This is a genomic window from Enterobacter cloacae complex sp. HYC033_NIDB (assembly GCF_056673335.1).
The window spans coordinates 2,776,168-2,793,882 of the sequence record NZ_CP115123.1 but is presented as its reverse complement, the minus strand read 5'-3'; the positions used below and the strand labels follow the sequence as shown (position 1 = coordinate 2,793,882).

Sequence of the window (17,715 nt, the reverse complement as noted above, 5' to 3'; positions counted from 1 at the left end):
TTTACAGGAAGCCAAGCAGCGTAAAGAAGAAATACCCGGCCACAATGATAATGACCGGCAGGATGTAGAGCGGGAAAAACTGCACAAAAATGGTATGACGCGGAACGACAATGCGCGATTCGATCTGCTCGCGGCTCATCCCGTCAGGGCCTTTCGCCTTCTCAAGGATCAGCTGGTCTTCCACCCCTTCGCGCAAAAAGCGGGTCTGGCGACTCATGCGCGCGCCGGAGGCCTGCAACGCCATCGCGATAAATATCAACGCATAGATTATCCAGAAACCGACATTCAGCTGGTGGTGAAAATCCGGCGTGGGCGAGTTGAACCAGAAGACGTTCAGGAACGGGGTGTTAAACCGCATCATCTCAATCATGACGTGCGCAAAATCAAGCATGACGGCATTGATGCCCGGCTGTTTTTCGCTGTGATCGTACATAAATTTGAGTACGGAGATCAGCGTTGAAATCAGGGCGGGAATGAAAATAACCCAACCAGCAATACGTTTTAAGACCGCGATGCGTCCAGCTTGTTGATACGTCATTAGTTCCTCTTCATAAAGACGCGTTATTTGTGCCTAAGTCTACCTGCTGTCGGTCATTTTCGCCCGCTCTTTGAATGCAATATGCTAAATTGCTTGTGCTTAGCACCGTTTGTCTTACCCCCAAGATAAGGAGATGTTGTAATGTCGACCCCGCGCCAGATACTTGCCGCTATTTTTGACATGGATGGATTGCTGATTGATTCCGAACCCCTGTGGGATCGGGCTGAACTGGACGTGATGGCCAGCCTCGGCGTCGATATCAGTCGTCGTAACGAGCTTCCCGATACCCTGGGGCTGCGCATCGATATGGTGGTTGACCTCTGGTATGCCCACCAGCCATGGGTTGGCCCGGATCGCGACGAAGTAACGGCGCGCATTATCAACCGCGCTATCTCCCTCGTAGAAGAGTATAAGCCGCTGTTGCCGGGCGTACGCGACGCTATCGCCCTGTGCAAGGCGCAAGGGCTGAAAGTGGGGCTGGCCTCCGCCTCACCGCTGCATATGCTGGAAAAAGTGCTGACGATGTTCGGGCTGCGCGACAGCTTCGACGCGCTGGCCTCGGCCGAAAAGCTTCCTTACAGCAAGCCACATCCGCAGGTATATATGGACTGCGCCGCGAAACTGGGGCTGGATCCACTTACCTGTGTGGCGCTGGAAGATTCGGTTAACGGCATGGTGGCGTCCAAAGCCGCACGTATGCGCTCCATCGTTGTGCCGGCTGAAGAAGGCCGACACGATCCCCGTTTTGCCCTCGCAGACGTCAGGCTGACGTCTCTTGAAGAATTGACTGCCCGCCATCTGCGCGGGGAGTAAAGCTCTTTCAGGCAGCTTCGGCTGCCTGCCTCGCCAAATCAAAACAACGTTTTACTTTATTTGCTTTTCTCATTCCAGACTCCTATTCTTACGTGCAGAATGACAATAACCTGACTTCTGAGGCGCGTATGATACTGGATGCTTTTACTCTGGCAGGAAAAGTGGCGATGGTGACCGGGTGCGATACCGGTCTGGGACAAGGTATGGCCATTGCCCTCGCCCAGGCAGGATGCGATATCGTGGGGGTTAACCGCAAGGTTCCTGACGAAACGGCAGCGCGCGTTACGGCGCTGGGACGACGCTTTATCGCGATTCGCGCCGATCTTGGCAAGCAGGAGAGTATTCAGAGCGTGGTGGATACCGCAGTCGCTGAGATGGGCCGCATCGATATTCTGGTTAACAATGCCGGCACCATCCGCCGTGCCGATGCGCTGGAATTTAGCGAGAAGGACTGGGACGAGGTCATCGATCTCAATCTGAAATCGGTCTTTTTCCTCTCTCAGGCAGTGGCGAAACAGTTTATCGCGCAGGGTCAGGGCGGCAAAATTATTAACATTGCCTCCATGCTCTCCTTCCAGGGCGGCATCCGGGTGCCCTCCTATACGGCGTCCAAAAGCGGCGTGCTGGGCCTCACCCGCCTGCTGGCGAACGAATGGGCAACGCTGGGCATTAATGTGAATGCTATTGCGCCGGGTTATATGGCGACCAATAACACCCGGCAGCTTCGCGATGATGAGCAGCGCAGCCAGGCGATCCTCGACCGTATTCCGGCGGGTCGCTGGGGTCTGCCGGAGGATTTACAGGGTCCGGTGGTGTTCCTGGCCTCGTCGGCCTCTGATTACGTTAACGGCCATACCCTCGCCGTAGACGGTGGCTGGCTGGCGCGCTAACCGCGCGTTTGTGACAAAGAGTTACACCGTCACCTCTTTCACACACTGTATAAAAACCCTATACTGTATGAATCGACAGTTTACCGGGTTTTATCATGACGGCGGAAGGCCACCTGCTTTTTTCACTTGCCTGTGCAGTGTTTGCCAAAAACGCTGAACTGACCCCTGTGCTGGCGCAGGGGGACTGGTGGCATATTGTCCCTTCCGCCGTGCTGACCTGCCTGCTGCCGGACATAGATCATCCAAAGTCATTCCTTGGCCAGCGGCTGAAGTGGATTTCAAAACCCATCGCCAGAGCCTTTGGTCATCGCGGGTTTACCCACAGCCTGCTGGCCGTATTCGGCCTGCTTACACTCTTCTATTTGAAGGTTCCGGAGAGCTGGATCGTCCCGGCGGATGCCATTCAGGGCATGGTGCTCGGCTACTTAAGCCATATCCTCGCCGATATGCTGACGCCAGCGGGCGTACCGCTGCTCTGGCCCTGCCGCTGGCGTTTCCGTCTGCCAATCCTCGTGCCGCAAAAAGGCAACCAGCTGGAGCGCGTTCTGTGTATGGCGCTGTTTGCGTATGCCGTGTGGATGCCGCAGACATTGCCCGAAAATGGTGCAGTGCGCTGGTCATCGCAGATGATCAACTCACTACAATTTCAGTTCAATCGTTTTATTAATCACCAGATTGAACATTAAACCGGCAATATAATCACTTTTGTCATAAACCATTCCATATGGATATAAGCGCGACATCACACTTCTGATAACCTTGCGCCAACAGGTTCGGTAAAAACCGACCGTATAATAAATCAGGAGAACGGGGATGAATTTTCCACTCATCGCGAACATTGTTGTGTTCGTCGTATTGCTATTGCTTCTCGCCCAGGCTCGCCACAAACAGTGGAGCCTGGCGAAAAAGGTACTGGTCGGTCTGGTCATGGGCGTGGTGTTTGGCCTGGCCTTACACGCCATTTACGGCTCCGATAGCCCGGTACTGAAAGATTCTATTCAGTGGTTCAACATTGTCGGTAACGGCTATGTACAGCTGCTGCAAATGATCGTTATGCCGCTGGTATTCGCCTCTATTCTGAGCGCCGTAGCCCGCCTGCATAATGCCTCTCAACTGGGTAAAATCAGTTTCCTGACCATTGGTACCCTGCTCTTCACCACGCTGATTGCGGCGCTGGTGGGTGTGCTGGTAACCAATCTGTTTGGCCTGACTGCTGAAGGTCTGGTGCAGGGTAGCGCTGAAACCGCGCGTCTGACGGCGATTGAGACCAACTACGTGGGTAAAGTGGCCGATCTGACCGTTCCGCAGATGGTGCTCTCCTTCATTCCGAAGAACCCGTTCGCTGACCTGACCGGCGCAAGCCCAACCTCCATTATCAGCGTGGTGATCTTCGCGGCATTCCTGGGCGTGGCTGCGCTCAAGCTGCTGAAGGACGATGCGCCGAAAGGCGAGCGCGTTCTGACGGCCATCGATACCTTGCAAAGCTGGGTGATGAAGCTGGTGCGTCTGGTCATGCAGCTGACGCCGTACGGTGTCCTGGCGCTGATGACCAAAGTCGTGGCAGGCTCTAACCTGCAAGACATCATCAAGCTTGGCAGCTTTGTGATCGCCTCTTATCTGGGGCTGGGCATTATGTTTGTGGTGCACGGTATCCTGCTGGGCGTGAACGGCGTTAGCCCGCTGAAATATTTCCGCAAAGTCTGGCCGGTGCTGACCTTCGCCTTCACCAGCCGTTCCAGCGCGGCATCTATCCCGCTGAACGTGGAAGCACAGACCCGTCGTCTGGGCGTACCGGAGTCTATCGCCAGCTTCTCGGCCTCCTTTGGCGCCACCATCGGGCAGAACGGCTGTGCGGGTCTCTACCCGGCGATGCTGGCCGTGATGGTTGCCCCAACCGTGGGGATTAACCCGCTGGATCCGGTCTGGATTGCGACGCTGGTGGGTATCGTGACCATTAGCTCCGCCGGTGTTGCGGGCGTGGGCGGCGGCGCGACCTTCGCTGCGCTGATCGTTCTGCCTGCGCTGGGACTGCCGGTGACGCTGGTTGCCCTGCTGATCTCTGTTGAACCGCTGATCGATATGGGGCGTACCGCCCTGAACGTGAGTGGCTCAATGACCGCCGGTACCCTGACCAGCCAGTGGCTGAAGCAGACCGACAAAACGATTCTCGACAGTGAAGAAGATGCGGAACTGGCCCATCGTTAATCACGGCTGAAATAAAAAAACCGCCTGCGGGCGGTTTTTTTATTGCTGTTATTCTTCAACCTCTTCATCCTGGCGGGTCTGCACAGCCCATCGCTGCGCCGATTCCGGCACCGTAAACGCAGGGGAGCGACGGAAGTGCTCGCCAATCAGCACGAAGGCAACGTATTTACCCCGTAACATCCAGACATCGCGAAAACCATCCACTTTCAGGGCATGGTCAGGCGGCGCGGGTTCAACGCGGGGCACATAGCTAATAACCTGGCGGTTTTGTTGACGAAGAGGTTTCATAAGCGACGGGTTCACTAAAGCAAATTCTTAAAGCAGGAAATTTCTATCATAGCCGATTCTCCCCCCACCCGTCGCGCCTGACGTGAGGCAGATGGCTCCTTTCGCTAATCACTTATCTGAAAACGCTTAGTTCGCCTGCTAATTCATCACATTGTTCTATCCTTAATAGGGTTTTCAGGAACGAACAAAGGAGAATCGTGCAATGTCGAACAATGATAAACCACATCAAGCCCCTATTCATGGCACCGAAGAATCTCAACCGGGAATGGACTCACTCGCCCCTGCGGATGGCTCTCATAAACCGTCGCCGGGCCTGTCCGCGCCGGGCGAGCAACCTACTGCACCGGGAAGCGTGAAGTCGCCCGATACGGATAACGAGAAGTTAAAATCTCTCGACCCGCACCGCAAAGGGGGTGAAGGCTATGCGCTGACCACCAATCAGGGCGTGCGTATCGCCGATGACCAGAACTCCCTGCGCGCCGGAACGCGCGGCCCGACGCTGCTGGAAGATTTCATCCTGCGGGAAAAAATCACCCATTTCGACCATGAGCGTATTCCTGAGCGTATCGTTCACGCTCGCGGCTCCGCGGCGCACGGCTATTTCCAGCCGTACAAGAGCCTGAAGGCGATCACGAAGGCGGATTTCCTTTCCGATCCGAACAAAATCACACCGGTATTTGTGCGCTTCTCTACCGTACAGGGCGGCGCGGGTTCGGCCGATACGGTGCGTGATATCCGCGGCTTCGCCACCAAATTCTATACCGAAGAGGGCATTTTCGACCTCGTCGGGAATAACACCCCGGTTTTCTTCATTCAGGATGCGCATAAGTTCCCTGACTTTGTCCATGCGGTAAAACCAGAGCCACACTGGGCCATACCGCAGGGACAAAGTGCGCATGACACCTTCTGGGACTACGTCTCCCTGCAACCGGAAACCCTTCACAACGTGATGTGGGCGATGTCTGACCGGGGGATCCCACGCAGCTATCGCACCATGGAAGGGTTTGGTATTCATACCTTCCGTCTGATTAACGCTGAAGGTAAAGCGACGTTTGTGCGTTTCCACTGGAAACCGGTCGCGGGGAAAGCATCCCTGGTGTGGGATGAAGCACAGAAGCTGACCGGGCGCGATCCGGACTTCCACCGTCGCGAACTGTGGGAATCCATTGAAGCCGGTGATTTCCCGGAATACGAGCTGGGGTTACAGCTGATCCCGGAAGAGGACGAGTTCGAATTCGACTTCGACCTGCTCGACCCGACCAAGCTTATTCCTGAGGAGCTGGTGCCGGTTCAGCTAGTGGGCAAAATGGTGCTTAACCGCAACCCGGATAACTTCTTCGCGGAGAATGAGCAGGCTGCGTTCCACCCGGGCCATATTGTGCCGGGGCTGGATTTCACCAACGATCCGCTGCTACAGGGCCGTCTGTTCTCTTACACCGATACGCAGATCAGCCGTCTCGGTGGACCGAACTTCCACGAAATTCCTATCAACCGTCCGACCTGCCCGTACCATAACTTCCAGCGTGACGGGATGCATCGCCAGGATATCGATACCAACCCGGCGAACTACGAGCCAAACTCCATTAACGATAACTGGCCGCGTGAAACCCCGCCGGGGCCAAAACGTGGCGGATTTGAGTCGTATCAGGAGCGCGTGGACGGAACAAAAATTCGCGAGCGCAGCCCGTCATTCGGCGAATATTACGCTCAGCCTCGCCTGTTCTGGAACAGCCAGACCCCGATTGAACAGCAGCACATTATCGGCGGTTTCAGCTTTGAGCTGAGCAAAGTGGTGCGTACCTACATTCGCGAGCGCGTGGTCGACCATCTGGCGCATATTGATATCCAGCTTGCTCAGGGCGTGGCGAATAATCTCGGCATCACGCTGACTGACGAGCAATGCCATGCCGCACCGCCAAAAGACGTGAACGGGCTGAAGAAGGATCCGTCCCTGAGCCTGTACGCGGTACCTGGCGGGTCAATTAAAGGCCGCGTAGTGGCTATCCTGCTGAATGATAAACCGCGCGCCAGCGACGTGCTGGGGATCATGAAGGCGCTCAAAACCCAGGGCGTACATGCCAAACTGCTTTACTCCCGCATGGGTGAAGTGACAGCCGACGATGGCTCTGTCCTGCCAATTGCCGCGACCTTCGCCGGGGCACCGTCGCTGACGGTTGACGCGGTGATTATGCCGTGCGGCGACGTTGAGAGCCTGCTCGGTAACGGTGATGCCGCCTATTATCTGCTGGAAGCCTATAAGCACCTGAAGCCAATCGCCCTGGCAGGCGATGCGCGGAAGTTTAAATCTCTGCTGAAGGTACCGGATCAAGGGGAAGAAGGCATTGTCGAAGGTGATAACATTGACGATGCGTTTATGACCCGGTTGTTTGACCTGCTTGCCGCCCACCGCGTGTGGTCGCGCAGCAGTAAGATTGACCAGATACCGGCGTAAAAAACCATACCCGGTTGTGCGGCCTGAAGCCCTCTCCCTCGGGAGAGGGAGAAAACAATAAAAACGGTAACCAAAAGGTTACCGTTTTGCTTTTACCTCGCCACCGGGCTTTATCTCAAAGATCCCTGAACGTCCCCAGACGATACCCACGCTCGGCAATCGCGTACTTTAACGACGCCGACGTCAGCACATCCAGTTCTGCCAGACGCGGCCAGCAGTAGGCGCTCTTACGTACGATGTTATCGACAAACGCCGGGTGCGCCATTACCTCAAGCGAGCGCTCCCCTTTTGCGGCGGAGTCATCCAGCACCTTCAGGAACAGCGCTTCGTCGATCTCGTCGCCATAAAATGCGCTGCTGAACCCCTCCGTTGACGTCACCGCGACGTCCGGCAACCCGCGCACCTCACGATCCACGCGCATCGCCACGCCTTTACGTTGCACAAACTCTGCCACAAGCGGGAAAATCGCCGGGATCATATGCACATGATGATGGCTGTCAATATGGGTAGGCTCGCGGCCAAACACATCCACAAAGCGGTTAAACTGGCAATCCAGCTCGCGGGCAATCTCATCGAGCGGCAGAGCGTCCTGCTCCGCCATTTCCCAAATCCATTTCCCCAGCTGGCCGTCGCGCGTCAGGCCCGGCATTGGCGAAAGGGGCAACCCAAGCGTCAGCACAAAGTGCATGCCCACGCCCAGCTCGGGCAGCTCACGGCTTAACTGCGCCGCATGTTCCACCGCCTCACCGTTGATGAGCGCTGTTGTAGAGGTCACGACGCCCCGGCGACAGGCTTCAATAATGCCGTAGTTCTGCCCTTTTGACAGGCCAAAATCATCGGCATTGACGATCAGCAGGTTTTCCATCGCGCCTCCTCTTAACGGTGTGTGAGTTTCAGTTTCTCAACCGTTGCAGCAAAGTTTGGCAGCCATTTTTCATGCGCCAGGATCATCTCACCCGCGAGTTTTTCAGCGTCACGGTCAGAATGCACCAGCGGGCTGAGGTTCAGCGCCAGCAGCACGTCATTCAGTTCGCCGCTCAGGGCCGCATTGCTCGCCGCCACTTCAAAGCCTTTGATGGTGTGAATCAGGCCCATCACCTTATCGTCGAAGTGGGTAATGCGGGGATGTGGTTTTGCACCCTCGCGCCCAAGAATGCAGGTCATCTCAACGGCCCAGTCTGCCGGGATATTGTCGATGTGCCCGTGATGGGGAACGTTTACATAGTGCTCGGCCTGCTTGTCATTGTAAATGGCGTTAATCACTTCACACGCGGCATCCGAATAGTATGCCCCGCCGCGCTGCTCCAGCTCTTTCGGTTTGACGTTCAGGTTCGGATCTTTATACAAATCAAAAAGCTGCTTCTCTACTTTCTGTACAACCTGAGCGCGTGCGCCACCTTTGTAGTATTCGCCCATTTCAATGGCCAGCATCTCTTTCTGCTTGAAGTAGTAGAGTAGATACGAGCACGGCAGCAGATTCAGGGAGCGGATCAGCCCTTCGCTGAACGGCAGATCGAAAATGTTTTTCACCGAGGCCGCGGTCAGGCGACCAGAGGCGACGCCGTCGAGCAGTTCCGCAAAGCGCGATTGCCCGTTCACTATCACATCTTTGATAAAGACCATGTGATTCAGGCCGAACAGATCAATGGAGAGATCATCGTTATCGGTCAGTTCCAGTACATCGCGGATGAACATCTTCATGCCAATCGGAATATTGCAGACGCCGATAAAGCGTTTGAAACCGGTGTGGCGATAGACTGCCTCGGTGACCATCCCGGCCGGGTTGGTAAAGTTGATCACCCAGGCGTTCGGGCAGATCTCCTCCACGTCTTTAATGATGTCAAAAATGACCGGAATAGTACGCAGGCCTTTAAACAGGCCACCTGCCCCGTTGGTTTCCTGGCCCAGATAACCGTGGCTCAGCGGAATGCGCTCGTCCAGCTCACGCGCCTTCAGCTGGCCGACGCGCAGCTGCGTGGTCACGAAGTCAGCATCTTTCAGTGCCAGGCGGCGATCCAGCGTTTTATGCACGGTTAAGGGCACGCCCGCTTTTTCAACCATGCGTTTGCACAGTTCAAAGATAATATTCAGCTTCTCCTGACCTTCTTCAACATCCACCAGCCATAATTCGCTGACCGGTAATTCATGATACCGTTTCAGGAAACCTTCAAGTAATTCCGGGGTATAGCTGCTGCCGCCACCAATGGTTACGACTTTTAATTTCTGTTGCATAATATCTCCCTTAGCATATCAGGTTAATCGCCTGCAAGGTATAGCGTACTCTTCCCGCTATTTGGGCAAGCCATTACGTCACTGTTCCTGGCGGATAAACCGCCGAAAGTTAATTAATTACCGTTAAATTTTTGCGGTAACTGTTCGGTGTGAATGAAGTCAATTTTTTAAAGGTTTTAATAAACAGGCTGGGGCTGCTGTAACCCGATTCGTAAGCGATATCGGTGACAGAGTAGTTAGTAATTTCCAGCTGTTTTTTGGCAAAGTTAATGCGGATTTCATTAATGATTTGCACAGGCGTTTTACGGTAATAACGCTGCGTGGCGCGCGTCAAATATTCCTGCGATTTACCCGACAGCGCCACCATATTCTCCAGGGCGTTATCGCTGAACTGTCCTTTATCGTGCATCAGCTCCACGGTACTGCGCAGCCACTGAGGAATATCATCCACCACCTGCTGTTCTTCACGGTGATGGCGGAGGCGATTCATGACGTAGAACGTCACGGTTTCAATAAATTCATCAAATTCATTGTCGCGGAAATTCAGCGATGCGATAACCGTTTCAATCCAGGTCATAAACTCATTTTTAACGCGATACACCTGTGACGCCACAAAGCAGAACGGCACCAGCGGCAGATAGTGCTTCTCGAAGAAACGCCTGCTCACCCCTACGTTCAGAATGCGTGTCGCACCAAACTCATAAAAGCTCTGGTGATAAGATCCCATTGGCAGGAAGACGAAATCGCCACGCTCAAGCAGGACGCGCTTACCGTTGATCTCCTGATAGTAGCGGCCGGTCAGAACAATCGTGAACTCGTAGTAGTCATGCTGGTGCAGACCGCTGGCGCTCTCCGTTTTGTTGTAAATCACCACGTGAAAATTTTTGCCATTAAACAGCTGTTGCTCATGTGCGGTTTTGATTTCCATCGTGCTGACCTCCTGCTACTTCAACTGACTTATTGCATCTTCTCGTGAAGCTCGATGAGCTCCGCGACCAGCTCGCGTGCCAGCATGGAGGTCATCAGATGATCCTGCGCATGTACCAGCACCAGACTCACTTTCATCTTCCCTTCGCCCTGGTCGCTTTCGATGAGCTTCGTCTGCACCAGATGCGCTTCGTTTAACGCTGTACGGGACTGCTCCATCATGGTTTTCGCGGCAACGAAGTCGCCCTGCTTAGCCTGCTTAAGCGCCGCATACGCCAGGCTGCGTGCCTGCCCGGAGTTGATGATGAGGCCCATCACCACCTCTTCCAGATCATTCTCTGCGGTTTCTTCGGCAACGATACTCTCTAAATCTAACATCTTTAAGCTCCTTTCCGCTGGCGCGGGTTGCCCCGCGCCGTGCAATTTTAGAATTTCAGTGCGAGGGCGATATCCTCTTCGCTCTCTTCTTCATCGATAACCGTTGCGGCCTTGTTCGCAATCGCCACGAACGGCATGTAGAGCAGGGTTGCAATCCCGAGGTTGAATATCGCCAGCAGGAAGGCCGCCACGCTACCGTTGGTGTTGAAGAACGCGCCCAGACCAGCCGGCATCGTCCACGGCGCAATGTTGGTCACCGGCGGGATAATGCCCAGGTAGTACGCCGTCAGCGTAATCGCGGCCAGCAGCGGCTGAACCAGGATGAAGGGAATGAACATCACCGGGTTCATGATAATTGGCAGACCAAACAGGATCGGCTCGTTAATCTGGAAGATGCCTGATGGCAGGGCCAGCTTCGCAACCTGACGATGGTCGGCGCGGCGAGAGACAATAAAGACCGCGATGATCAGACCCAACGTCGCCCCGGTACCGCCCAGGAAGATATAGGAGTCAAGCATCGGCTTCGCCCACACATGGAAGGTTTTACCGGCCGCCAGCGCCGCATCGACGGAGCCGTACTGCTGGTAAAGCGCGACGTTTTCCAGTGCCCATGGGGTCATAATACCGCTGTCCAGCGCCGCCAGTGCCAGTGAACCATGCACGCCAAAGAACCACAGCAGGGAGGTAAAGATGACATACGCCCAACCGACCACGCTACCCATCGACGCCAGCGGCGTTGAGATAGAGTCCATAATGATCTGGTGGAAGTTTGTGCCCCAGTGAGAGAGCGCCCAGGCAATAATCCCCATGATGGAGAGAATAATGAAGCCCGGAATCAACGCGGAAAATGAACGAGAAACAGAGGCCGGAACGCTATCCGGCAAGCGGATAACCCAGTTACGGCGAATAATGAAGGTGAACATTTCGGCCACCACCAGCCCGATAATAATACCGGAAATGATGTTTGCCCCACCCAGCCAGTTGGCGCCAACGGCATAAGCGTCGCCCACGCTGTACGGTGTGACGGTCATGAACGCGGCAATGGACAGTAAGCCTGCCGCCAGCGGATCCACTTTACGCTCTTCCGCCAGCGCCATTCCGATAAAGAAAGGCGCCATTAGCGACATAATACCCAACGTACCGTTGTATACGTTGCCGCCAATGGCTTTTAAACCATTAAGGGTTTCAATAGTTGAAGCATCTAACCTAATTCCTAATGAATAAAAAAAGGAACCTTCTCCAAAGCTCAGAAAAACGTTGTTAATTAAAACGAACATTGCCCCGGCTAATGTCAACGGCATTAATTTAATAAAGCCGTTCTTAATGGCATTAACGTGAGGCTGCTTTCCTATTTTAACAGCAAAAGGAAGGAGTACCTTTTCAAGTGAAGCGATGACTTTACTCATAGGAAAATACCCTTAAATGCCGCAACGACCGTTACGGCGTATTGTGTGTGAAATAACTCTTTGACGGGAAAAATAAAAAATTAATTAGCAGCTTTTTTAATCGCCGCAACGGCAGCTTTTAATACACCTAAACCATCAATCTTGCCGTATAAAACGGAATCGATCACTTCGACCGGCTTATTGGGTAGCAGACGCTGAATTTCTGGCAGCATATAAGCGATTTGCGGCCCGAGTAAAATAACGTCGGCTGTCTGACCCTTCTCGCCCGCCAGCGTTTCCGGAAACGCCTCAATCACCACAGGGACTTCATATTTTTCGGCCTGCGCGCGCATTTTGGAAACCAGCAGCGAAGTGGACATGCCCGCAGAGCAAAACAGATAGATATGTTTCTTTTCCATGATAACTTCCCTCTTGTTTGGCTACCCGCCGTCTCGCTATCACTCGACTCGCTATCCTGGCTGACGGGCAGTGTGCTGAACATTGTTTGTCGTTGAAGTGAGTATACGCAATGGTACAGGGAGGGGATAATTCTGGATAGACTGAAATTGTCTCTCATTGACCTGGCTTGTTGACTACCTTCACATTTCAGGCAAATAATTCGCGCCAAGAAATAAGATTCACGTATGCATAAAAAAACCGGCCTTCCGGCCGGTTTGTTAACGCTCTCAGGCAAGCAGGCTTACTGTGCCTTAGGTGCCTGTGGGTCGGTGTCGTATTCGGCACAGGTCTGGTAACCAGAATTGATCACGTGACCCGTATCATCCAGGGCGACAAAATAGGTCTCTGCCTTACCATCACGTTGACCCAGAATATAGGTCTGGCAGGTACCACGCGCGTGGATCATAGTGACTTCTGAAGAAGGTTTACCGGCAATGGCTGCAACCTGGGAACGCGTCATGCCTTTTTTGACGTCTTTTACCACTGGCTGTGTGAACTGATCTTTAGTGCGATCGTAAGCTGTACACCCTGCCAGCATAGTCAGTACCGCCGCTGCGCTTAAAATTCCTGCTACGTTCTTGTTCATATTCCGTCCTCTTGTTTATCAGCGTGTTAACTAAGCATGGGATAAAAATTACTATTGTTCAACTTTGCGAGTTACGCCAGACGAATTTCGGAAAATTCTAATAAAACAACGGTAAGCTGCTAAATCGCTGTAAAACAGTACACTCAAAACTGTGATCCTTGTCGTTTCCCCGACAAAGGGTTAGTTTTAACAGATCACACTTTCTGTTTGGTTCTGCATAGGGAGGGCGTAATGGCTCTGCAACAAGAAATTATTCAGGCGCTGGGCGCGAAACCTGCGATTGATGCCAATGAAGAGATCCGTCGTAGCGTTGATTTTTTGAAAGCTTACCTGTCTGCACACCCTTTCCTGAAGACGCTGGTGCTGGGCATCAGCGGCGGTCAGGATTCCACTCTGGCCGGTAAGCTGAGCCAGATGGCCATCTCCGAGCTGCGTGACGAGACCGGTGACACCGCGCTGCAATTTATTGCCGTACGTCTGCCGTATGGCGTGCAAGCCGACGAGCAGGACTGTCAGGATGCGATTGCGTTTATTCAGCCGGACCGTGTTCTTACCGTAAACATCAAAGGTTCGGTACTGGCCAGCGAGCAGGCCCTGCGTGAAGCCGGTATTGAACTGAGCGATTTTGTCCGCGGCAACGAGAAAGCCCGTGAGCGCATGAAAGCGCAGTACAGTATCGCAGGGATGACCAAAGGGGTCGTCGTCGGCACTGACCACGCCGCGGAAGCCATCACCGGCTTCTTCACCAAATACGGCGATGGCGGCACGGATATCAACCCCCTCTTCCGCCTGAACAAGCGTCAGGGTAAGCAACTGCTGGCGGCGTTGGGCTGCCCGGAGCACCTGTATAAGAAGGCGCCAACGGCGGACCTGGAGGACGATCGCCCTTCCTTGCCGGATGAAGCGGCGCTGGGCGTTACGTATGACAACATCGATGATTATCTGGAAGGCAAAACGCTCGACGAAGGTACCGCTAAAATTATCGAAGGCTGGTATCTGAAAACCGAGCATAAGCGCCGTCCGCCCATTACGGTGTTTGATGATTTCTGGAAAAAGTAAAAGCAAAACGGTAACTCCGCTTTGCAGGCCGGGTAAGGCGTAGCCGCCACCTGGCTCTTTTTTAACCACCAAACACCTGCTACACTGTATGCCTGAACAGTATATGGAGCAGTATGTGAGCAGGCGTCAATCCGCCCCGCGTCTTGAGTTCGAAGCGGCGGCTATCTACGAATATCCCGAGCATCTTCGCCCCTGGCTTGAGGCACTGCCTAAACAGCCTGGCGTCTATTTCTTCCACGGCGACAGCGACACCATGCCGCTCTATATCGGCAAAAGCGTGAATATCCGCAGCCGGGTGATGTCGCACCTGCGTACGCCGGATGAAGCATCGATGCTCAGGCAGTCCCGGCGGATCACCTGGATCGAGACGGCAGGCGAACTGGGCGCGCTTCTGCTCGAAGCCCGGCTCATCAAGGAACAGCAGCCGCTGTTTAACAAACGCCTGCGCCGCAACCGCCAGCTGTGTTCCTTGCAGATTAACGCAGGAAAACCGCAGGTCGTTTATGCCCGGGAAGTGGATTTTTCGCATGAACCCAATCTTTACGGTCTGTTTGCCAACAAACGTGCCGCACTGCAAACCCTGCAATCCCTGGCTGATGAATTACAGCTTTGTTACGGCCTGTTAGGACTGGAAGCCACCACCCGTGGTCGCGCCTGTTTCCGCTCAGCGCTGAAACGCTGCGCCGGGGCGTGCTGTGGAAAAGAGAGCGTTGAAGAACATCATGCCCGGTTTATGGCTGGCCTTGCCTCTATCAGCGTTAACTGCTGGCCGTGGGAAGGCGCGGTGGCGCTGAAAGAAACCCGCGATGGGATGACGCACTATCACATCATCCGCAACTGGCTCTGGCTTGGCGCCGTTGAAAATCTGGATGACGCTACCGCTCTGCTGCGCACCCCTGCCGGTTTCGATCAGGATGGTTACAAAATTCTCTGCAAGCCACTGTTAACCGGAAAATATGAGATCATCGTCCTCAATGACCCGGCAGCCAGGTAATTTCACTGAACAGCAGCGACCCCTTCGTTTCCAGTAAACGGAGGGTATGACTGCCCGCTTCCCAGCTGGCGCCCTGATCGGCGGTCAGTAATTTGTCGCCCAGTTGCCAGGCGCCGCTTAATACGAATGCCACCCCACCGCGTGATGCGAAGGTAGTGAACGTCCGGGTAGCAACGCGCACCTTTGCCTGGCAGCAATCCCGTCGGGTCATGATGTTGAAGTCCATCGACATCTGCCCCTCTGTGAGCACGGCTTTCACCGCCAGATCGCCCGCAAATCGGTAAGGCTGATGATGCTTCAGGGTATGACAAAACGCCCTGCCTGCATCCAGGGTCACCTCGCCGCCCTCCAGCAGCGTAATCACCCGGTCAACGCCCGGGAACGCGGAAAATTCGCCGTTACTGGCGATGGAGGCAATACTGGCCCGCCAGAAAAAATCCCGCGTCGCGGGAGGAAAACAGCAAATCTCACGCGTCTCACCCGCACCATTACGCCAGAGACTGACCGGCATTTTACGGATATCAAAGAATTCCATGACCACTCCTGAAGGACGCACCGTGCGCCAGGGCATTTTCACAGACGTATTATCGGCAGCAGTCAGGCCAGACCTTAGGCATGGGATAAAAGAAAAACCGCCGGTCCTGTCCACAGCGTTTTCGCTTTTGTAGACAGGAGCCCGGCGGTCTTAAGAGAGTGAACCGATTATTCGGTTGGTGCAGGCATTTTACCTTCCGGCGCTGCACGTTCTGTCAGACGCTTCTCAAAATTGGCATTAAATTGCTTTTTCTGTTCCGGCGTCAGAATGTTGTAAATCTTGTTCTGGGTTTCCATGTGGGCCAGCATGCGCGCTTTATGCTGCTCGGCCATTTTGTCGATCTGCGCTTCCGCTTTTGCTTTATCGAAGCTGTCGCTGGCAATGATGTCATGCATTGCGCGGCGCTCTTCCAGCGGAGGACGTTTCATCTGGTCACGCTGGCTTTTCATGATGTCGCGGATCTGCTGCTTCTGCGCATCGGTGAGGTTCAGATCTTTAAACATCATCATCTCATGGTGCATACCCGGCTTGCCTTTATGATGCATCATCATTTTGCCTTCCGTCGGCGCGGCGGTAGTGGTCGCGGTATCGGCGGCGAACGCCATGCTGGTAGCGCCCAGAGCCAGGGTAGAGGCAACAAACAGTGCAGTTAATTTACGCATAATGTCTTTCCTTACTTTCAGTTATTCTTCGGCGCTATGCCGTGTTGACGAGATTAACTTTACGGGGTTTATCGTCAATTAGTCAGAGCAACGGTAAAACAATGAAAGTGTAAAAAACAACTTTTCGCCAATTGTGGAGAAATTAAGGAAAAAGCGTGGAGAGATGAAACAAAAATATTCAACAGGATGATTTTAAAGAGATTATGGAGAAGTATAGCGAAGTGCCGTTTAATAATAAAGCAATTCTCCAGGAATATTCCGCAAACAATACCAGAGCGCTTTTAACGCTAAGAAATTTATTCTTCATTTCCCCTCCGGTCTGCGCGAGGGGAGACGATCAGGGCATTTTTTCCAGCATCAGGCCAGCTCGCAAACCAAACGCGACCGACGGATTAGGAAATAAAACATATTCCGTGGATTTCTGTACCGCATAGCGCGTCTCACCATCTTCTGCCAACAGGACGCCCTGGCGAAACGGCGTAAAGTTCAGCGTATGGGGCGCCATATGAAGCTGGAAAGCCTTGCTTTGACGCGTGATCTGCTGCACGACCCGATAGCGCACGACGGGTTCCCGGGTGGGTTCCGGCGCAACCCCGGCGAGCAACGCCCGAAGCGCCTGATGCGTAGGGGCAAAACGCGTCAGGTCGTTTTGCCCGAACGGCAGCGCTTTTCCCAGCTCCAGGGTGCAGGATAACGCACCAACATTCTCGCAGGTGAAGTGGGTAAACGTGCCGCCTGGCGTCTGGTGGAAGACCAGCGCCTCCAGCCCCGCGTCGCCAAGCCAGGTCAGAAACGCCTCATCCCACGGCTGATGACGCTGCGGTAACACGCCAAAACGCACGTGGTACGAGGCGCGAATGGCCGTATGCAGATCGAGGTGCCAGCGCGTTTCCCCCGCCCCGGCAAAAAACGCCGTGACCACCTTCTCCAGCCATTGCGCGCGTGTCGTCTCATCACTCTGTGGAAACTGCGCCCAGCGACCACCAAACATGCGGTTGATGTCGCTCACGAGATACCGTTTATTTTGCGCCAGCGCAGGCGGATTTCCCAGCACCACCAGCAGACGGCAGTGCAGCGTGATCTCTGCGCGAAACAGCGCGCGCAGCAAAAGATCGACAATCTCCACGGGCGCGGTTTCGTTTCCGTGAATGCCGGTCGTAAGCAGCAGCGACAGATCATATTCCCCCGTCGGCGTCAGTTCAAGCACGCCCGGCCCCAGCCATCGCCAGTGGAACGAGGGGCCTTCCCCCTCGTGCCGCTCCGGTGTCTCTTCGGCCAGCGTCAGCGCCAGTAAGTTTTCCATATCATCTCC

At 54.3% G+C, this 17,715-nt stretch carries 19 protein-coding genes; 7 read left to right on the top strand and 12 right to left on the bottom strand.

Annotation, left to right across the window (positions count from 1 at the left end):
* Position 1: 1 nt before the first annotated feature.
* Positions 2 to 538 carry a YniB family protein gene (locus tag O1721_RS13440; RefSeq protein ID WP_015570741.1) on the bottom strand — a complete coding sequence of 179 codons (537 nt, stop codon included), beginning with the start codon at positions 536 to 538 and terminating at the stop codon, positions 2 to 4.
* 141 nt (positions 539 to 679) lie between these two features.
* Between O1721_RS13440 and hxpB the strand changes: the two genes are divergently transcribed.
* From hxpB to tcyP, 4 genes are all read left to right on the top strand, one after another.
* The gene (hxpB, locus tag O1721_RS13435; RefSeq protein WP_003857825.1) at positions 680 to 1,351 is read left to right on the top strand and encodes a hexitol phosphatase HxpB; all 672 of its coding nucleotides are present in this window, start codon (positions 680 to 682) and stop codon (positions 1,349 to 1,351) included.
* A gap of 128 nt (positions 1,352 to 1,479) precedes the next feature.
* Positions 1,480 to 2,241, top strand: a complete 762-nt coding sequence (gene kduD / locus O1721_RS13430; RefSeq protein ID WP_017384658.1) for a 2-dehydro-3-deoxy-D-gluconate 5-dehydrogenase KduD — start codon at positions 1,480 to 1,482, stop codon at positions 2,239 to 2,241.
* A 95-nt stretch (positions 2,242 to 2,336) separates the two neighbouring features.
* Positions 2,337 to 2,927 carry a metal-dependent hydrolase gene (locus O1721_RS13425; protein WP_015570742.1) on the top strand — a complete coding sequence of 197 codons (591 nt, stop codon included), beginning with the start codon at positions 2,337 to 2,339 and terminating at the stop codon, positions 2,925 to 2,927.
* Between the two features lie 127 nt (positions 2,928 to 3,054).
* Complete coding sequence (tcyP, locus tag O1721_RS13420; protein WP_015570743.1) at positions 3,055 to 4,446, top strand: cystine/sulfocysteine:cation symporter; 1,392 nt, start codon at positions 3,055 to 3,057, stop codon at positions 4,444 to 4,446.
* 48 nt (positions 4,447 to 4,494) lie between these two features.
* Here tcyP and cedA read toward each other — a convergent pair whose 3' ends face one another.
* Positions 4,495 to 4,749: a cell division activator CedA gene (gene cedA, locus O1721_RS13415; protein WP_071524159.1), complete on the bottom strand. Its 255-nt coding sequence runs from the start codon at positions 4,747 to 4,749 to the stop codon at positions 4,495 to 4,497.
* A 187-nt stretch (positions 4,750 to 4,936) separates the two neighbouring features.
* Here cedA and katE point away from each other — a divergent pair, with 187 nt between their 5' ends.
* Entirely contained in the window at positions 4,937 to 7,186 is a 2,250-nt protein-coding gene (gene katE, locus O1721_RS13410) for a catalase HPII (RefSeq protein ID WP_032648047.1), read from the top strand.
* Between the two features lie 115 nt (positions 7,187 to 7,301).
* Here katE and chbG read toward each other — a convergent pair whose 3' ends face one another.
* The 7 genes from chbG to osmE all read right to left on the bottom strand — a co-directional run bounded on the left by chbG (position 7,302) and on the right by osmE (position 13,153).
* Entirely contained in the window at positions 7,302 to 8,051 is a 750-nt protein-coding gene (gene chbG, locus O1721_RS13405) for a chitin disaccharide deacetylase (RefSeq protein WP_032104262.1), read from the bottom strand.
* Between the two features lie 11 nt (positions 8,052 to 8,062).
* Entirely contained in the window at positions 8,063 to 9,418 is a 1,356-nt protein-coding gene (locus O1721_RS13400; protein ID WP_017384662.1) for a 6-phospho-beta-glucosidase, read from the bottom strand.
* Positions 9,419 to 9,527: 109 nt separating this feature from the next.
* On the bottom strand, positions 9,528 to 10,346 hold the full coding sequence (gene chbR / locus O1721_RS13395; RefSeq protein ID WP_017384663.1) for a transcriptional regulator ChbR: 819 nt from the start codon (positions 10,344 to 10,346) through the stop codon (positions 9,528 to 9,530).
* Positions 10,347 to 10,375: 29 nt separating this feature from the next.
* Entirely contained in the window at positions 10,376 to 10,723 is a 348-nt protein-coding gene (gene chbA, locus O1721_RS13390; protein WP_003857835.1) for a PTS N,N'-diacetylchitobiose transporter subunit IIA, read from the bottom strand.
* A 47-nt stretch (positions 10,724 to 10,770) separates the two neighbouring features.
* On the bottom strand, positions 10,771 to 12,129 hold the full coding sequence (gene chbC / locus O1721_RS13385) for a PTS N,N'-diacetylchitobiose transporter subunit IIC (RefSeq protein WP_017384664.1): 1,359 nt from the start codon (positions 12,127 to 12,129) through the stop codon (positions 10,771 to 10,773).
* 80 nt (positions 12,130 to 12,209) lie between these two features.
* A complete protein-coding gene (gene chbB, locus O1721_RS13380; protein WP_015570750.1) occupies positions 12,210 to 12,527 on the bottom strand; it encodes a PTS N,N'-diacetylchitobiose transporter subunit IIB in 318 nt (105 codons plus the stop codon).
* Between the two features lie 281 nt (positions 12,528 to 12,808).
* Complete coding sequence (gene osmE, locus O1721_RS13375; RefSeq protein ID WP_003857836.1) at positions 12,809 to 13,153, bottom strand: osmotically-inducible lipoprotein OsmE; 345 nt, start codon at positions 13,151 to 13,153, stop codon at positions 12,809 to 12,811.
* Positions 13,154 to 13,384: 231 nt separating this feature from the next.
* Here osmE and nadE point away from each other — a divergent pair, with 231 nt between their 5' ends.
* Both nadE and cho read left to right on the top strand, forming a co-directional pair.
* Positions 13,385 to 14,212 (top strand): ammonia-dependent NAD(+) synthetase, encoded by an 828-nt coding sequence (gene nadE / locus O1721_RS13370; protein ID WP_003857837.1) that lies wholly within the window; start codon positions 13,385 to 13,387, stop codon positions 14,210 to 14,212.
* Between the two features lie 115 nt (positions 14,213 to 14,327).
* On the top strand, positions 14,328 to 15,206 hold the full coding sequence (gene cho / locus O1721_RS13365) for an excinuclease Cho (protein ID WP_063136382.1): 879 nt from the start codon (positions 14,328 to 14,330) through the stop codon (positions 15,204 to 15,206).
* On the opposite strand, the gene ves is transcribed toward cho, so the two are convergent.
* The 3 genes from ves to astE all read right to left on the bottom strand — a co-directional run bounded on the left by ves (position 15,184) and on the right by astE (position 17,706).
* Positions 15,184 to 15,741, bottom strand: a complete 558-nt coding sequence (gene ves, locus O1721_RS13360) for an environmental stress-induced protein Ves (protein WP_017384666.1) — start codon at positions 15,739 to 15,741, stop codon at positions 15,184 to 15,186. The genes cho and ves overlap by 23 nt on opposite strands.
* 167 nt (positions 15,742 to 15,908) lie before the next feature.
* Positions 15,909 to 16,403 (bottom strand): ATP-independent periplasmic protein-refolding chaperone Spy, encoded by a 495-nt coding sequence (gene spy, locus O1721_RS13355; RefSeq protein WP_015570753.1) that lies wholly within the window; start codon positions 16,401 to 16,403, stop codon positions 15,909 to 15,911.
* A 337-nt stretch (positions 16,404 to 16,740) separates the two neighbouring features.
* The gene (astE, locus tag O1721_RS13350; protein ID WP_032104260.1) at positions 16,741 to 17,706 is read right to left on the bottom strand and encodes a succinylglutamate desuccinylase; all 966 of its coding nucleotides are present in this window, start codon (positions 17,704 to 17,706) and stop codon (positions 16,741 to 16,743) included.
* Between the last annotated feature and the right edge of the window lie 9 nt (positions 17,707 to 17,715).

Excerpts from the sequence above, each read along its gene's own strand:
- O1721_RS13440 (WP_015570741.1), bottom strand. The coding sequence starts at position 538 with ATGACGTATCAACAAGCTGGACGCATCGCGGTCTTAAAACGTATTGCT.
- hxpB (WP_003857825.1), top strand. The coding sequence starts at position 680 with ATGTCGACCCCGCGCCAGATACTTGCCGCTATTTTTGACATGGATGGA.
- kduD (WP_017384658.1), top strand. The coding sequence starts at position 1,480 with ATGATACTGGATGCTTTTACTCTGGCAGGAAAAGTGGCGATGGTGACC.
- O1721_RS13425 (WP_015570742.1), top strand. The coding sequence starts at position 2,337 with ATGACGGCGGAAGGCCACCTGCTTTTTTCACTTGCCTGTGCAGTGTTT.
- tcyP (WP_015570743.1), top strand. The coding sequence starts at position 3,055 with ATGAATTTTCCACTCATCGCGAACATTGTTGTGTTCGTCGTATTGCTA.
- katE (WP_032648047.1), top strand. The coding sequence starts at position 4,937 with ATGTCGAACAATGATAAACCACATCAAGCCCCTATTCATGGCACCGAA.
- chbG (WP_032104262.1), bottom strand. The coding sequence starts at position 8,051 with ATGGAAAACCTGCTGATCGTCAATGCCGATGATTTTGGCCTGTCAAAA.
- O1721_RS13400 (WP_017384662.1), bottom strand. The coding sequence starts at position 9,418 with ATGCAACAGAAATTAAAAGTCGTAACCATTGGTGGCGGCAGCAGCTAT.
- chbR (WP_017384663.1), bottom strand. The coding sequence starts at position 10,346 with ATGGAAATCAAAACCGCACATGAGCAACAGCTGTTTAATGGCAAAAAT.
- chbA (WP_003857835.1), bottom strand. The coding sequence starts at position 10,723 with ATGTTAGATTTAGAGAGTATCGTTGCCGAAGAAACCGCAGAGAATGAT.
- chbC (WP_017384664.1), bottom strand. The coding sequence starts at position 12,129 with ATGAGTAAAGTCATCGCTTCACTTGAAAAGGTACTCCTTCCTTTTGCT.
- chbB (WP_015570750.1), bottom strand. The coding sequence starts at position 12,527 with ATGGAAAAGAAACATATCTATCTGTTTTGCTCTGCGGGCATGTCCACT.
- osmE (WP_003857836.1), bottom strand. The coding sequence starts at position 13,153 with ATGAACAAGAACGTAGCAGGAATTTTAAGCGCAGCGGCGGTACTGACT.
- nadE (WP_003857837.1), top strand. The coding sequence starts at position 13,385 with ATGGCTCTGCAACAAGAAATTATTCAGGCGCTGGGCGCGAAACCTGCG.
- ves (WP_017384666.1), bottom strand. The coding sequence starts at position 15,741 with ATGGAATTCTTTGATATCCGTAAAATGCCGGTCAGTCTCTGGCGTAAT.
- spy (WP_015570753.1), bottom strand. The coding sequence starts at position 16,403 with ATGCGTAAATTAACTGCACTGTTTGTTGCCTCTACCCTGGCTCTGGGC.
- astE (WP_032104260.1), bottom strand. The coding sequence starts at position 17,706 with ATGGAAAACTTACTGGCGCTGACGCTGGCCGAAGAGACACCGGAGCGG.